The following is a 13,471-nucleotide window of genomic DNA, read 5'->3' as shown; positions in this document are numbered from 1 at the left end:
CATGGATATCAAGAACGCGCTGAGCCGCATCGTCGGTCACCTGGACCTGAGCACCGAAGAAATGCGCGATGTCATGCGCGAAATCATGACCGGCCAATGCAGCGAGGCGCAGATCGGCGCTTTCATGATGGGTATGCGCATGAAGAGCGAGAGCATCGATGAAATCGTCGGTGCGGTTTCCGTGATGCGCGAGCTGGCCGACAAGGTCGAACTCAACACTCTCGACCAGGTGGTCGATGTGGTTGGCACTGGCGGCGATGGCGCCAACATCTTCAACGTTTCCACCGCCTCGGCCTTTGTCGTTGCCGCCGCCGGCTGCACCGTGGCCAAGCACGGCAACCGTGCGGTCTCGGGCAAGAGCGGCAGTGCCGACCTGCTGGAAGCGGCCGGTATCTACCTGAACCTGACGCCGGTGCAGGTAGCGCGCTGCATCGACAGCGTCGGCATCGGCTTCATGTTTGCCCAGACCCACCACAAGGCAATGAAGTTCGCCGCCGGCCCGCGTCGTGACCTGGGGCTGCGCACCCTGTTCAACATGCTCGGCCCGCTTACGAATCCGGCCGGGGTCAAGCATCAGGTCGTCGGCGTGTTCACCCAGGCACTGTGCCGCCCGCTGGCTGAAGTGCTGCAGCGTCTGGGCAGCAAGCATGTACTGGTGGTGCATTCCAAGGACGGCCTGGACGAATTCAGCCTGGCCGCGCCGACCTTTGTTGCCGAACTCAAGAATGACCAGATCACTGAATACTGGGTCGAACCCGAAGACCTCGGCATGAAAAGCCAGAGTCTGCATGGCCTGGCCGTGGAAAGCCCGGCGAACTCGCTGGAGTTGATCCGCGATGCCCTGGGCCGGCGCAAGACCGAAAACGGCCAGAAGGCCGCGGAAATGATCGTGCTTAACGCCGGCGCTGCGCTGTACGCCGCCGACCACGCCATGAGCCTCAAGCAGGGCGTGGAGCTGGCGCATGATGCATTGCACACCGGCCTTGCCCGGGAAAAACTCGAAGAACTCGGTGCCTTTACCGCGGTGTTCAAGCAGGAGAATGAAGGATGAGTGTGCCGACGGTTCTGGAAAAAATCCTCGCCCGCAAGGTCGAGGAAGTGGCCGAGCGCCGTGCCCGGGTCAGCCTGGCGGAGCTTGAGCGTCTGGCGTCAGTCGCCGATGCCCCACGGGGTTTTGCCAATGCCTTGATCGAGCAGGCCAAGCGCAAGCAGCCAGCAGTGATTGCCGAGATCAAGAAGGCCTCGCCCAGCAAAGGCGTGATCCGCGAAAACTTTATTCCGGCCGACATCGCCGTCAGCTACGAGAAGGGCGGGGCGACCTGCCTGTCGGTGCTGACCGATGTCGACTATTTCCAGGGCGCTGATGCCTACCTGCAACAAGCGCGTGCCGCGTGCAAATTGCCGGTGATCCGCAAGGACTTCATGATCGATCCGTATCAGATCGTCGAGGCTCGGGCCCTTGGCGCTGACTGCGTTCTGTTGATTGTCGCGGCGCTGGATGATGTGAAAATGGCCGAGTTGGCTGCCACAGCAAAAAGCGTGGGTCTGGATGTGCTGGTCGAAGTGCATGACGGCGACGAGCTGGAGCGGGCACTCAAGACCCTCGATACACCACTGGTCGGGGTCAACAACCGTAACCTGCACAGCTTCGAAGTCAGCCTGGAAACCACTCTCGACCTGCTGCCGCGCATCCCCCGTGATCGCCTGGCTATCACCGAGAGCGGCATCCTCAACCGTGCCGATGTCGAGCTGATGGAGATCAACGAGGTCTATTCCTTCCTGGTCGGCGAAGCCTTCATGCGTGCCGAGCATCCGGGGCTGGAACTGCAACGTCTGTTTTTCCCGGAGCGCGCGGTGCAGAACCCGGTGCAAGGCCTGGACTGATTCAACTCTGAAGCCGGCAATGCCGGCTTTTTTGTACCTACAAGGTTAATGCGATGACTGATCAAGTGGTTGATGTCACTGTCGAGGCCGGGCTGCAGGCCGAGCAGGCGCTGCTGGCGGCGGTATGCAAAGGCGAAAAGGACTATGGCCTGATGTTTTGGCGTCCAACTGACCATGCCTTGGTCATGCCCCGGCGCATGAGCCGCCTGGACGGTTTCGAGGCCGCCTGCGCAGAGCTGGCAATCGCCGGCTGGCCGGTTTTGTTGCGCGAAACCGGTGGTGAGCCGGTGCCGCAGTCGTCTGCGGTGATCAACATTGCCCTGGTGTACGTCGCGCCGAAAAGCGAAGGCGACCACGGTCGCATTGAAAATGCCTACGAGCGCCTGTGCCTGCCGTTGTGTGAGGTGCTGCGCGAATGGGGCGGGCTGGCATCGGTGGGGGAAATCGAGGGGGCATTCTGTGATGGACGCTACAACGTCAACCTCAATGGCCGCAAACTGGTCGGCACTGCCCAGCGCTGGCGTCAGGGCCTGGGTGGTAAGCGTGCGGTGGTGCTGGTGCATGGCGCGCTGCTGCTGGATAACGAGCGCGAGTCGATGGTGGCCGCGGTCAACCGTTTCAATGAGTGTTGCGGCCTGGAGCAGCGTTGCCTGGCTGATAGCCACATCGCCTTGCACGAAGTGGTGCCCGATGCACCGCTGCTCGAACGCCTCGGCCAGGCCTACGCTGAGGTGATCAAGGGTATCGCCCGCGATTAACGGGTGCCGAAGACCACCATGGTCTTGCCCTTGACGTGCACCAGGCTGCGATCTTCAAGATCCTTGAGCACACGGCCGACCATTTCCCGCGAACAACCGACGATCCGGCCGATCTCCTGGCGAGTGATCTTGATCTGCATGCCGTCCGGGTGGGTCATGGCATCTGGCTGTTTGCACAACTCCAGCAAGCAGCGGGCGACCCTGCCGGTGACGTCGAAGAATGCCAGGTCACCGACCTTGCGTGTGGTATTGCGCAGGCGCTGGGCCATCTGACCGCCCAGGGCGTAGAGAATGTCCGGGTCGTGGCGGGCCAGTTCGCGGAATTTCTCGTAGCTGATCTCGGCGACCTCACATTCACTTTTGGCCCGGACCCAGGCACTGCGTTGCTGCTCCTGGCCTGCCGGTTCAAAAAGCCCCAGCTCCCCGAAAAAGTCGCCGCTGTTGAGGTAGGCGATGATCATTTCGTGACCATCGTCGTCTTCAATGAGGATGGTCACCGAACCCTTGATGATGAATGACAGGGTTTCGGCCTTGTCACCGGCGCAGATGATGTTGCTCTTGGCCGCATAGCGGCGGCGCTGGCAATGGACCAGCAATTTATCGATGTTCTTGATCTTGGCTGGAAGGGCTGATGCAACCATGGCTGGATCCCGGTCAGGAGGCGACGCTTGAATTACTTTTATAGGTTGTCTGGCGATATGCGCCAGTGATTTGGCGTCAGCTTATCAGACGCGCGTTCATCTATCGGCAGATTTACCCATGCGCTTGAGCTTTTCCCACGGGCCCGCAGGGTCTAAGCTGACAGCCTTTTTTCCAGCAAGGGAGTCCAGGTAATGAAGGCGCGTATCCAGTGGGCAGGTGAAGCCATGTTTCTGGGCGAATCGGGCAGCGGCCATGTGGTCGTGATGGATGGCCCGCCCGAGGCCGGAGGCCGCAACCTGGGTGTGCGGCCTATGGAGATGCTGCTGTTGGGCCTGGGCGGCTGCAGCAACTTCGATGTGGTCAGCATCCTGAAGAAATCCCGCCAGGCAGTAGAGAGTTGCGAAGCGTTCCTTGAAGCCGAGCGCGCCAGTGAAGACCCCAAGGTGTTCACCAAGATCCACCTGAAATTCGTGGTCAAGGGGCGGGGCCTGAAGGATGCCCAGGTCAAGCGTGCGGTCGAGCTGTCGGCAGAGAAGTACTGCTCGGCGTCGATCATGCTCGGCCGGGCTGGCGTCGAGATCAGCCACAGGTACGAGATCGTCGAACTCGGTTGAGGATAAGCCATCGCGGGGCAAGCCCGCTCCTACAGGTACAAGCAAGACCTGTGGGAGCAGGTCTAGCCCCGCGATCTGCCGCAAAGCGGCAGCCTTTCAAGTCCGATCAGCCAGACCAATCCTGGAACCAGCGCCAGCAACAACCAATGCAGGTTGAAGCCAAGCAATCCGAAGATTTCTGCTGTGCTCCAGGTATTGCCAAACGCCTGTGAAAACAGCAGGCACTGCAGCAAGGCAATCAGCGCGGCGAACAGCATGAAGACACTGCTGAGCACGCGCTGCCTGTGGATAAAACAGCCGACGAGCAAGAACAGCAGTTGCCCGGGTAGCGAGAACAGCAGCAGGTCGAATGCGCTGTTGCCATCAGGTTGGGATACATCTGGCAGCGTCAGGCGCAAGGCTTCCCCGCTCATGCCAGCGGTCATCAGGCACACGAACAGGTAAGCCACCAGTGCCAGTCCCAGGCTTTGTAGCAAGCGAATGCAAAACAGCCTTATCATCAGCGACGCAGCCCTGGCAGTAGAGTGAGTAAACCCTGCGGCAATTGTGCACGTAGCCGACTGCTCAGATGCTCGCGGTGTTTCTGGTACAGCAGGCCCAGGCCAATCACGCCCAGCCCGATCAGGGTCAGCACCACCGGGAACAGCAGCGATTGGGCAAACACCTCGTAAGACAGATACCCCAGGTACATCGCCACCCCCATGCCGCCAAAGACCATGAACAGCGGCCGACGCAGCAGCAGCGCAATACCCATCAGGCCCAGATTGATCAGGCCGTACAGGGCTTTGTCCCATTCGCTGTCGGTGTCCAGCAGCGGCAAGCCGAACCAGAATGCCAGCAAGCCGGCCAGGTAACCCCAGAACGCATAGTCCTGGCGGGTGCGACCATCGATCACCAGGAACACCAGCAGCGTCGCCAGGCCAAACCATAGTGACACCGTGCGCCGTTGGTACCAATCGAAGGCTTCGCCATGGAACCATTCGCTCAGGTCCATTGACATGAACCACAAGGCCACCGCAATTGGCATGACGATGAACGGGAAGGGGATCAGGCGCAGCATCAGCAAGCCGGCCAGCACCGTTGCCACTTCCATCAGTAGCCAGCCGCCCTGCACGTAGGTGTAGTAATCATGGTAATTGCCCTGGGCATCGTCCAGTGGCCAGAAACCGCTGATGCGTTCAACGGCGAACACCGCCAGCGGCACGATACTCACCGCCACTGTGGCAAGTACGCCTGCAGGAATGATCTGCCCGCGGCGTTGCATCCAAACGCCACCCAAGGTCAGCGCGCCGATGTACGCCAGCGCGACCGCCAGCAGGGCGCTGTCACCGATGCGCATCCAGGCCTCGCTGAGCAACCAGCCCATGGCAGCCATGATCAGCAGGGCGCCGAAGTAAAAGGCCACGTGGGCCAGCTGAAAACTGGCCTGGGTTTGCGGTTGGTGCTTGAGAAACTTAAGCAGGGCCTGATCCTGGCCCGGGTTCAGAACGCCGGCGCTGACTGCGCGGGCCAGATCCTTGGCGTCGAAGCGTTCTGTCATCGGCAGCCCTAGATACGATAAGTGCTTTTGGTCATGACCTTGGCCATCAGGCTCATGCCGAACTTGACCGGTGCCGGGAAGCGGAAGCCTCCAGCGTCCAGGGCCAACTCGGCATGCTGCTCTTCGTCGACGCGCATCTGCTCGAGAATCGCCCGGGATTTTTCATCCTCGGCCGGGATCTGCTCCAGGTGCTCGTCCAGGTGTTTGCACACCTGGTGCTCGGTGGCCGCAACGAAACCCAGGCTGACCTTGTCGCTGACCAGGCCGGCCAGGGCGCCAATGCCGAAGGACATGCCATAGAACAGTGGGTTGAGCACGCTGGGATGGCTGCCGAGCTGGCGAATACGCTGCTCGCACCATGCCAGGTGGTCGATTTCTTCCTCGGCGGCATGCTCCATGGCCTTGCGCACCTGAGGCAGCTTGGCGGTCAGGGCCTGGCCCTGGTACAGCGCCTGGGCACAGACTTCACCGGTGTGATTGATGCGCATGAGCCCGGCCACATGGCGGGTCTGGGTTTCGTCGAGGGTGACGTCCGGCTGGATGATCGCCGGCGACGGCCGGGAAGGTTGGCCGCTGAAGGGCAGCAAGGTGCGCATGGCTGTGTCGGCCTGCAGCAACAAGCGGTCAAGCGGGGAATAGTGACGTTCGGTAGCCATCGGGCACCTCCGCAAGAATGTGCCCGACAGTTTACCCCAATCGCGAGGTCCAGGCTTGCCCTGGATCAGCCTGGAGGCCAGTGCATCTGACGCTGGCCAAGCACGTGCATATGAATGTGATAGACAGTCTGCCCACCGAGCTCATTGCAGTTCATGACCACGCGAAAGCCATCTTCGCAGCCCAGCTCCTTGGCCAGCCGCTGAGCGGTGAACAGGATGTGTCCGGCCAGCCCTTTGTCTTCTTCGGTCAGGTCGTTGAGGGTGCGGATCGGCTTTTTCGGGATGACCAGAAAATGTACCGGTGCCTGTGGGGCGATATCGTGGAAGGCCAGAACCTGGTCGTCCTCGTAGATGATCTTGGCCGGGATTTCCCGGTTGATGATCTTGGTAAACAGAGTATCCACTACGGCTGCTCCATGAGGGTAATCGGACTCGAGTGTACGCAGGCCAGGCGTTTGCGCCCAGCCCTGCGCCACTAGCGTGGGCAATAGGCCTGGTTGATGGCGCCGGCCAGCTTGCGGGTGACCCAGCGCGACAACAGGCGCGGGCCGAACGCCAGCCAGCGGTTACGGCGCCCGGGAATGATCAGCGCGCGGTTCTTGTCCAGTGCGCGCACGGTGTACAGCGCTACTTCTTCCGGGCTCAGGCAGCGTTGGCCTTTTTCCAGGCGCGCGATGCGCCGCAACGGCGAGCGTACGGGGCCGGGGCAGAGCACCGAAACTTTGATGCCGGTACGTTTGAGTTCTTCGCGCAGGCCTTCGGAGAAGTGCAGCACATAAGCCTTGCTCGCCGCGTAGCTGCTCATCCATGGCCCGGGGGCGAAGGCGCAGAGGGAGGCGACGTTGAGGATCTGCCCACCACCCTGGACTGCCATGGCATTACCCAAGGCATGGCACAGGCGGGTCAGGGCGAGAATGTTCACCTCGATCAGGTCCTGCTCATCGCTCCACTCCTGGGCCAGAAAATGCCCATAGGAGCGAATACCGGCGCAATTGACCAGCAGGTCGATGTGCCGCTCGCTTTCCTCAAGTTCCAACAAGAAGCCCGACAGGCGCAACGGCTCGCCCAGGTCGCAGGCGCGAAACAGCACTTCTACGCCAAAACGCTGGGTCAACTCGATGGCGATGCTTTCCAGCGGGTCACGCTGGCGGGCCACCAGGATCAGATTGCGTCCCCGACGTGCCAACGCCTCGGCCAGTGCCAGGCCCAGGCCGCTGGAGGCACCGGTGATCATGGCGTAACGGGTCATGCAGTTCTCCAGTCGCAAAGATGGCCAAAGTGCCCAGTTTACAGGTACTAGCTCCAGCTATCGATCGTGGCGATGGCCACGACAGCGACAATCAGCACCAGCCACAGCGAGGCAAGAACGATCACTGGCTTGCTGTTGGGTGGTGGTGCCGGTCCGAAGCGGTTGTCGCCGCGATTGCCGGGCATCACCAGCAACAGCAAAAGCAGGACGTTGCCGACCCAGGGCAGTAATACCGCCCAGCAGAGCCAGCCGCTCCAGTTCAGGTCGTGCAGGCGTTTGACAAAGAAGATCATGCTCATGATCCGCGCAACGAGGGCGCCAACCAGGACCAGGACGGCGAAGTCGTCCCACACCCAGGCGGCCAGCAAGCCTACCAGCAGCACACCGGCGATCGATGCCACGAGCAGCGCCAGGCTCCAGGCCAGCAGGCGCACCCGGCCGATCCGGCCCTTTGGGCTCATTACCTGGTCTGCGAAGATCATTGTTTGGTTCATGCAGGCTTCCTTTGCCGTCTTGAATCGTGGATCAGCCTGATCGTGGGCCCAGGGTGGCCGCTTTGTCTTGCGCCTGGTGGTATTCGGTATCCAGACGAGCGATCAGTTGTTCCACCGAGCACAGTTGGTCGATGGCGCCGACACCTTGTCCGGCAGACCAGACGGTCTTCCAGGCTTTGGCCTCGTCGTGAATGGGTTTGAGCTTGGTTTCGGTGTGGTTGCGCAGGGCCGCCATGTCGAAACCGGCGTTTTCCAGGCTCTGGCGCATGAAGCTGGCAGGCACCCCGGAAACCGCAGCGGTGTGGATGATATCGGCTGCCTTGGCTTCAAGCATCATTTGTTTGTAGGGCCCTGGCGCGTGGCTTTCATGAGTGGCAATAAAACGAGTGCCCAAGTACGCAAGATCGGCGCCTAGCACCTGGGCGGCGAGGACTTCGTGGCCGTGGTTGATGCAACCCGCCAGCAGCAGGGTCTTGTCGAAGAACTGACGGATCTCGGCGACCAGTGCGAACGGACTCCAGGTCCCGGCATGGCCACCAGCACCGGCGGCCACGGCAATCAGACCATCGACGCCAGCTTCGGCGGCTTTCTCGGCATGCCGGCGGGTGGTCACATCATGGAACACCAGGCCACCGTAGCCATGCACGGCATCAACCAGCTCCTTCACTGCCCCGAGGCTGGTGATGACGATCGGCACTTTGTGCTCGACGCACAGTGCCAGGTCCGCCTGCAGGCGCGGATTGCTCTGGTGCACGATCAGGTTGACCGCGTAGGGCGCAGGGTTTTCGAGCGTTGCAAGACCTGCTTCGATTTCTTCGAGCCAGGCCTTGAACCCGGCGCTATCACGCTGGTTCAGCGCCGGGAAGCTGCCGACCACGCCATTGGCACAACAGGCCAGCACCAGTTGCGGGTTGGAAATCAGGAACATCGGCGCCGCTACGACCGGCAGGCGCAAGCGTTGTTGAAGCAGGGCAGGCAATGACATGACAGGTTTCCCGAGGCTGTATAAGGGCTTAGGTTAGAACGGTTTGACCACCACCAGAATTACCACCGCCAGCAAGACCAGCACCGGCACTTCGTTGAACCAGCGGTAGAACACGTGGCTACGGTTGTTTTCACCGCGGGCGAAGCGCTTGAGCTGTGCGCCGCACATATGGTGATAACCGATCAGCAACACCACCAGGGTGAGCTTGGCGTGCATCCAGCCCTGGCTCATGAATCCCGGGGTCAGGCTCAGCAGCCAGAGGCCGAAGACCAGGCTGGCGATCATCGCCGGCAGCATGATGCCGCGGTACAGCTTGCGTTCCATGAGCACGAAGCGTTCCTGGCTGATGCTGTCCTGGCTTTGCGCGTGGTAAACGAACAAGCGCGGCAAGTAGAACAGGCCGGCGAACCAGCAGACCACGCTGACGATATGCAGCGCTTTGATCCAGAGAAAAAGCATGGGGTAAAGTTCCTTCAGGGTTCACGGTGGTCAGATAGTAGAGGCTGGGGGCGTTGTGGGCCATCGCAACAGTTGTGGGCGTGTTTCAGCGCCCCTATTATCGTGGGCTTTCCTGTTGGTTCGTTGATAAGGGGCACGCGTTATGGTCAAGGTCGGTATCGTTGGCGGCACGGGTTACACCGGGGTCGAGTTGCTGCGTCTGTTGGCGCAGCATCCGCAGGCCGAGGTGGCGGTGATCACCTCGCGCTCCGAAGCTGGCTTGGCCGTTGCCGACATGTACCCGAACCTGCGTGGCCACTACGACGGCCTGGCTTTCAGCGTTCCGGACGTGAAGACCCTGGCGGCCTGCGACGTGGTGTTCTTCGCCACCCCGCACGGAGTCGCTCACGCCCTGGCAGGCGAGTTGCTGGCCGCCGGTACCAAGGTCATCGACCTGTCTGCCGACTTTCGTCTGCAGGATGCTGACGAGTGGGCCAAGTGGTATGGCCAGCCTCATGGCGCACCAGAGCTGCTCAAGGACGCGGTCTATGGCCTGCCAGAGGTCAATCGCGAGCAGATTCGCCAGGCACGCTTGATTGCCGTCCCCGGTTGCTACCCTACTGCCACCCAGTTGGGGTTCCTGCCGCTGCTCGAGGCCGGTATCGCCGATGCCTCGCGCCTGATCGCCGACTGCAAGTCCGGTGTCAGCGGCGCCGGTCGTGGGGCGGCGGTAGGCTCGCTGTTCTGTGAGGCGGGCGAGAGCATGAAGGCTTATGCGGTCAAGGGACACCGTCACCTGCCGGAAATTACCCAGGGCCTGCGTCGGGCTGCCGGAAGTGATGTCGGCCTGACTTTTGTACCGCACCTGACGCCAATGATTCGCGGTATCCATTCGACCCTGTACGCTACCGTCGCCGATACCTCAGTCGATCTGCAGGCACTGTTCGAAAAGCGCTACGCCAATGAACCGTTCGTCGATGTAATGCCAGCAGGTAGCCACCCGGAAACCCGTAGCGTGCGCGGCGCCAACGTCTGCCGGATTGCCGTACATCGTCCGCAAGGCGGCGACCTGGTGGTGGTGCTGTCGGTGATCGACAACCTGGTCAAGGGCGCGTCGGGGCAGGCGGTACAGAACCTCAACATCCTCTTTGGCCTGGACGAGCGCATGGGGCTTTCCCACGCTGGCCTGTTGCCTTAAACGGTAGGTTTCAAGCTGCATGTCAAAGGTGGAGGCGGTCCGCTTATAGCTTGCCGCCAACCCCTTGCAGCTTTTGTATTGTTGACCGCTTTTCTCGGAGAAGCGGATAATGCGCGTCATTACGCATTATGGCGGCATAGCGCCGGGAGATAGTCAGCATGAGCGTCGAATCCTTCACCCCTCTGGCCTTGCTGTTCACTGAGGGTGCAGCGCACAAGGTGAAGACCCTGGTCGATGAAGAGGGCAATGATCGCCTGAAGTTGCGAGTGTTCGTGACTGGTGGTGGTTGCTCGGGTTTTCAGTACGGTTTCACTTTCGATGAAGACGTGTCTGAAGACGACACCATCATCGAGCGCGAAGGCGTGGCCCTGGTGGTCGATCCGATGAGCTTCCAGTACCTGGCAGGAGCCGAGGTGGATTACCAGGAAGGCCTGGAAGGCTCGCGTTTCGTCATCAAGAACCCGAATGCCACCACAACGTGTGGTTGTGGCTCGTCGTTCTCGATCTGATCACAAGGCAGTACCGCAAACGCCGCGCCCATGCGCGGCGTTTTGCTGTATGCGGTTTATGCCGGGTAAATTGCGCCCAGTACCCGCAGGCCTCGGGCAGCGGTAACGCTGGGGCGATTGGCGGGGATGTGCTCCAGACAGCAGTGGGCCAGCCAGGCGAAGGCCATGGCCTCGACCCAATCCGGATCTACACCGCCAGCGGCAGTGCTGCTGACCCGGGCGTTGGGCAGCAAGCTGGCCAGGCGCTGCATCAGTACAGTGTTGCGCGCACCGCCACCGCAGACCAGCACTGCCTGGGTGTCATCCTGTGCCGCTTGCAACGAGCTGACGATACTGCGGGCGGTCAGTTCCAGCAAGGTGGCCTGGACGTCCTCATCCCGGTAGCTCGATTGCGCCGCCAGGTGCGACTGCAGCCAGGGCAGGTTGAACACTTCACGGCCGGTGCTTTTCGGCCCGAGGCCTGCGAAGAACGGATCACTTAGCAGCGAGGCGAGCAGGCAGGGGATCACCTGACCCTTGCCGGCCCAGGCGCCGTTGGCGTCATAGCTGTGTCCCAGTTTGTGCTCGATCCAGGCATCGAGCAGCACGTTACCTGGGCCGCAGTCGAAGCCACTGACCGGCTTGTCCTGCTCGATCAGGCTCAGGTTGCTGAAACCGCCGATGTTGAGCACCGCCAGGCGTTGGCCCTGTTGGGCGAACAGTGCTTCGTGAAAGGCCGGTACCAGTGGTGCACCCTGGCCGCCAGCGGCAACGTCGCGGCGACGAAAGTCGCTGATCACGCTGATGCCGGTGAGTTCAGCCAGCAACGCCGGGTTACCGATCTGTACGGTGAAGCCGCGTGCCGGTTCGTGGCGAATGGTCTGACCATGGCTGCCGATGGCGCGAATGGCGTCGGGCTGCAGGTGGTGGGCGGCCAGCAGGTGCTGGATGCCCTCGGCGGCGAGGCGCACCCACTGATTCTCCGCCAGGGCGGCGCGAGCAATCTCGTCAGGCCCGCTGGCGCACAGGCTCAGCAGGTCCTGGCGCAGGCTGGCGGGCATGGGAACGTAATGGGTGGCGAGCAGCTTTGGTTGCTGCGCCTGTTCGATCAAGGCGATGTCCAGGCCATCGAGGCTGGTCCCGGACATCACACCCAGATAGAGCGGCATTGCTTAGCGCTTGCTCGAGGCGAGCAGGGTGGCCTTTTCCTGGTCCATGCGGGCAACCAGCGGTTGGCTCTGCTGCAGGAAGCGCTGGCGTTCGGCCTTGGCGATCGGGTCTGCCATTGGTAGCTTCTGCCCCAGCGGGTCGACGTGCACGCCATTGACTTGGAACTCGTAGTGCAGGTGCGGTCCAGTGGACAGGCCGGTGGTGCCGATGTAGCCGATGATCTGCCCTTGCTTGACGCTGCCGCCGGTCTTCACGCCCTTGGCGAAGCCCTGCATGTGCCCGTAGAGGGTCTGGTAGCGGTTGCCGTGCTGGATGATCACGGTGTTGCCGTAACCTCCGCGACGCCCCGCCAGTAGTACCTTGCCGTCACCGGCTGCCTTGATCGGGGTGCCGCGCGGAGCCGCGTAATCGACACCTTTGTGTGCGCGGATCTTGTTCAGGATCGGGTGCTTGCGGCCTGCCGAGAAGCGTGAGCTGATACGGGCGAAATCAACCGGGGTACGGATGAATGCCTTGCGCATGCTGTTGCCGTCAGCCGTGTAGTAGTTGGTATTGCCCTGCTTGTTGGTGTAGCGCACGGCGGTAAAGGTCTTGCCGCGGTTGGTGAAGCGCGCGGACAGGATATTACCGGTGCCGACGACCTTGTCGTTCATGACCTTCTGTTCGTAGACCACGTCGAACTCGTCGCCCTGGCGGATATCCTGGGCGAAGTCGATGTCGTATCCGAAGATGCGCGCCATATCCATGGTCAGGTTGTGATTGAGCCCGGCACGTTGCGCCGAGGCCGACAGCGAGCTCTTGATCACACCGTGCACATAGGCTGTGCGCATCACAGGCTTGCTGACCTCACGGTTGAACGCGTAACCGTTTGCGCTCTTGGTCAGGCGAATGGTTTCCAAGTCACTGAGCTTGCTGTGCAGGCTAGCCAGTTGGCCGTCTTTATCCAGTTCGATCTGTAGCACCTGGCCATGCTTGAGCTGGCTGAATTGCTTGGCCTGCTTGTTGCTGGCCAGTACCTCGTGTACTGCATTGGCGGGCAAGCCGACCTTGGCGAACAGGGTCGAGAGGGTGTCGCCACGGCTCACGGTGACTTCGCGGTGGCTCGGGTCTTTGCTCGCCGGCGCGGATGGAGCGGGCTCAGCCTTGGCGGTTTGCTCGGTTTTGCTGGCGCTGTTGTCGATCTGCGCAAAGGGTGAGGGAGCAGCGTCGGTGTTCTGGGTAAGGGGGGCTTGCTGTTCCTGCTTGAGTTGCTCGGCTGGGCTTTCCAGCTCCAGGTTCAGGGTGGTTTTCTTGGCTTCGACCTCACTGGATGGGAACACCAGCAAGGCCAGGCTGAGTAAGGCGGCGATGCCGCT

The 13,471-nt window shown here is 61.5% G+C and carries 17 protein-coding genes (1 of these 17 only partly in view); 6 read left to right on the top strand and 11 right to left on the bottom strand.

The genetic code is table 11. The features are described from left to right. Window position 1: 1 nt before the first annotated feature. The 3 genes from trpD to EXN22_RS25070 are packed head-to-tail and all read left to right on the top strand — an operon-like array spanning window position 2 to window position 2,642. On the top strand, window positions 2–1,051 hold the full coding sequence (trpD, locus tag EXN22_RS25080) for an anthranilate phosphoribosyltransferase (RefSeq protein WP_130266545.1): 1,050 nt from the start codon (window positions 2–4) through the stop codon (window positions 1,049–1,051). Continuing rightward, on the top strand, window positions 1,048–1,884 hold the full coding sequence (trpC, locus tag EXN22_RS25075) for an indole-3-glycerol phosphate synthase TrpC (RefSeq protein ID WP_130266544.1): 837 nt from the start codon (window positions 1,048–1,050) through the stop codon (window positions 1,882–1,884). The genes trpD and trpC overlap by 4 nt, the downstream gene beginning before the upstream one ends. 53 nt (window positions 1,885–1,937) lie before the next feature. Beyond that, window positions 1,938–2,642, top strand: a complete 705-nt coding sequence (locus tag EXN22_RS25070; RefSeq protein WP_130266543.1) for a lipoate--protein ligase family protein — start codon at window positions 1,938–1,940, stop codon at window positions 2,640–2,642. Here the strand turns inward: EXN22_RS25070 and crp are convergent. Continuing rightward, window positions 2,639–3,283: a cAMP-activated global transcriptional regulator CRP gene (crp, locus tag EXN22_RS25065; RefSeq protein ID WP_130266542.1), complete on the bottom strand. Its 645-nt coding sequence runs from the start codon at window positions 3,281–3,283 to the stop codon at window positions 2,639–2,641. The genes EXN22_RS25070 and crp overlap by 4 nt on opposite strands. A 192-nt stretch (window positions 3,284–3,475) precedes the next feature. On the opposite strand from crp, the gene EXN22_RS25060 reads away from it, so the two are divergent. Then, the gene (locus tag EXN22_RS25060; RefSeq protein ID WP_130266541.1) at window positions 3,476–3,898 is read left to right on the top strand and encodes an OsmC family protein; all 423 of its coding nucleotides are present in this window, start codon (window positions 3,476–3,478) and stop codon (window positions 3,896–3,898) included. 62 nt (window positions 3,899–3,960) lie between these two features. Here EXN22_RS25060 and EXN22_RS25055 read toward each other — a convergent pair whose 3' ends face one another. From EXN22_RS25055 to hemJ, 8 genes are all read right to left on the bottom strand, one after another. Continuing rightward, a complete protein-coding gene (locus tag EXN22_RS25055) occupies window positions 3,961–4,347 on the bottom strand; it encodes a hypothetical protein (RefSeq protein ID WP_233281669.1) in 387 nt (128 codons plus the stop codon). Between the two features lie 50 nt (window positions 4,348–4,397). Beyond that, window positions 4,398–5,438: a DUF2157 domain-containing protein gene (locus tag EXN22_RS25050; protein WP_130266539.1), complete on the bottom strand. Its 1,041-nt coding sequence runs from the start codon at window positions 5,436–5,438 to the stop codon at window positions 4,398–4,400. Window positions 5,439–5,446: 8 nt separating this feature from the next. Continuing rightward, entirely contained in the window at window positions 5,447–6,094 is a 648-nt protein-coding gene (gene coq7 / locus EXN22_RS25045; RefSeq protein WP_130266538.1) for a 2-polyprenyl-3-methyl-6-methoxy-1,4-benzoquinone monooxygenase, read from the bottom strand. Between the two features lie 65 nt (window positions 6,095–6,159). After that, complete coding sequence (locus EXN22_RS25040; RefSeq protein WP_045199336.1) at window positions 6,160–6,498, bottom strand: histidine triad nucleotide-binding protein; 339 nt, start codon at window positions 6,496–6,498, stop codon at window positions 6,160–6,162. A gap of 71 nt (window positions 6,499–6,569) precedes the next feature. Beyond that, entirely contained in the window at window positions 6,570–7,343 is a 774-nt protein-coding gene (locus EXN22_RS25035; RefSeq protein ID WP_130266537.1) for an SDR family NAD(P)-dependent oxidoreductase, read from the bottom strand. A 47-nt stretch (window positions 7,344–7,390) separates the two neighbouring features. Then, window positions 7,391–7,837 carry a DUF805 domain-containing protein gene (locus tag EXN22_RS25030; protein WP_130266536.1) on the bottom strand — a complete coding sequence of 149 codons (447 nt, stop codon included), beginning with the start codon at window positions 7,835–7,837 and terminating at the stop codon, window positions 7,391–7,393. Window positions 7,838–7,868: 31 nt separating this feature from the next. Then, the gene (locus EXN22_RS25025; RefSeq protein ID WP_130266535.1) at window positions 7,869–8,822 is read right to left on the bottom strand and encodes an NAD(P)H-dependent flavin oxidoreductase; all 954 of its coding nucleotides are present in this window, start codon (window positions 8,820–8,822) and stop codon (window positions 7,869–7,871) included. A 33-nt stretch (window positions 8,823–8,855) separates the two neighbouring features. Then, complete coding sequence (hemJ, locus tag EXN22_RS25020) at window positions 8,856–9,281, bottom strand: protoporphyrinogen oxidase HemJ (RefSeq protein ID WP_130266534.1); 426 nt, start codon at window positions 9,279–9,281, stop codon at window positions 8,856–8,858. A gap of 142 nt (window positions 9,282–9,423) precedes the next feature. Here hemJ and argC point away from each other — a divergent pair, with 142 nt between their 5' ends. Both argC and erpA read left to right on the top strand, forming a co-directional pair. Then, window positions 9,424–10,458 (top strand): N-acetyl-gamma-glutamyl-phosphate reductase, encoded by a 1,035-nt coding sequence (argC, locus tag EXN22_RS25015; RefSeq protein WP_130266533.1) that lies wholly within the window; start codon window positions 9,424–9,426, stop codon window positions 10,456–10,458. Between the two features lie 158 nt (window positions 10,459–10,616). After that, the gene (gene erpA, locus EXN22_RS25010) at window positions 10,617–10,967 is read left to right on the top strand and encodes an iron-sulfur cluster insertion protein ErpA (protein ID WP_130266532.1); all 351 of its coding nucleotides are present in this window, start codon (window positions 10,617–10,619) and stop codon (window positions 10,965–10,967) included. 56 nt (window positions 10,968–11,023) lie between these two features. On the opposite strand, the gene EXN22_RS25005 is transcribed toward erpA, so the two are convergent. Together EXN22_RS25005 and EXN22_RS25000 are read right to left on the bottom strand one after the other, a co-directional pair. Continuing rightward, a complete protein-coding gene (locus EXN22_RS25005) occupies window positions 11,024–12,115 on the bottom strand; it encodes an anhydro-N-acetylmuramic acid kinase (protein ID WP_130266531.1) in 1,092 nt (363 codons plus the stop codon). A gap of 3 nt (window positions 12,116–12,118) precedes the next feature. Next, a protein-coding gene (locus EXN22_RS25000; RefSeq protein ID WP_130266530.1) for a peptidoglycan DD-metalloendopeptidase family protein crosses the window boundary here: on the bottom strand, window positions 12,119–13,471 show its 3' portion. The gene runs 60 nt beyond the window's last position; 1,353 of the gene's 1,413 nt are visible here — the last part of the coding sequence; its start codon lies off the right edge, out of view; the stop codon is at window positions 12,119–12,121.

Source organism: Pseudomonas tructae (assembly GCF_004214895.1).
Classification (GTDB): Bacteria; Pseudomonadota; Gammaproteobacteria; order Pseudomonadales; family Pseudomonadaceae; genus Aquipseudomonas; species Aquipseudomonas tructae.
This window is presented reverse-complemented; position numbering and strand designations above follow the sequence as displayed.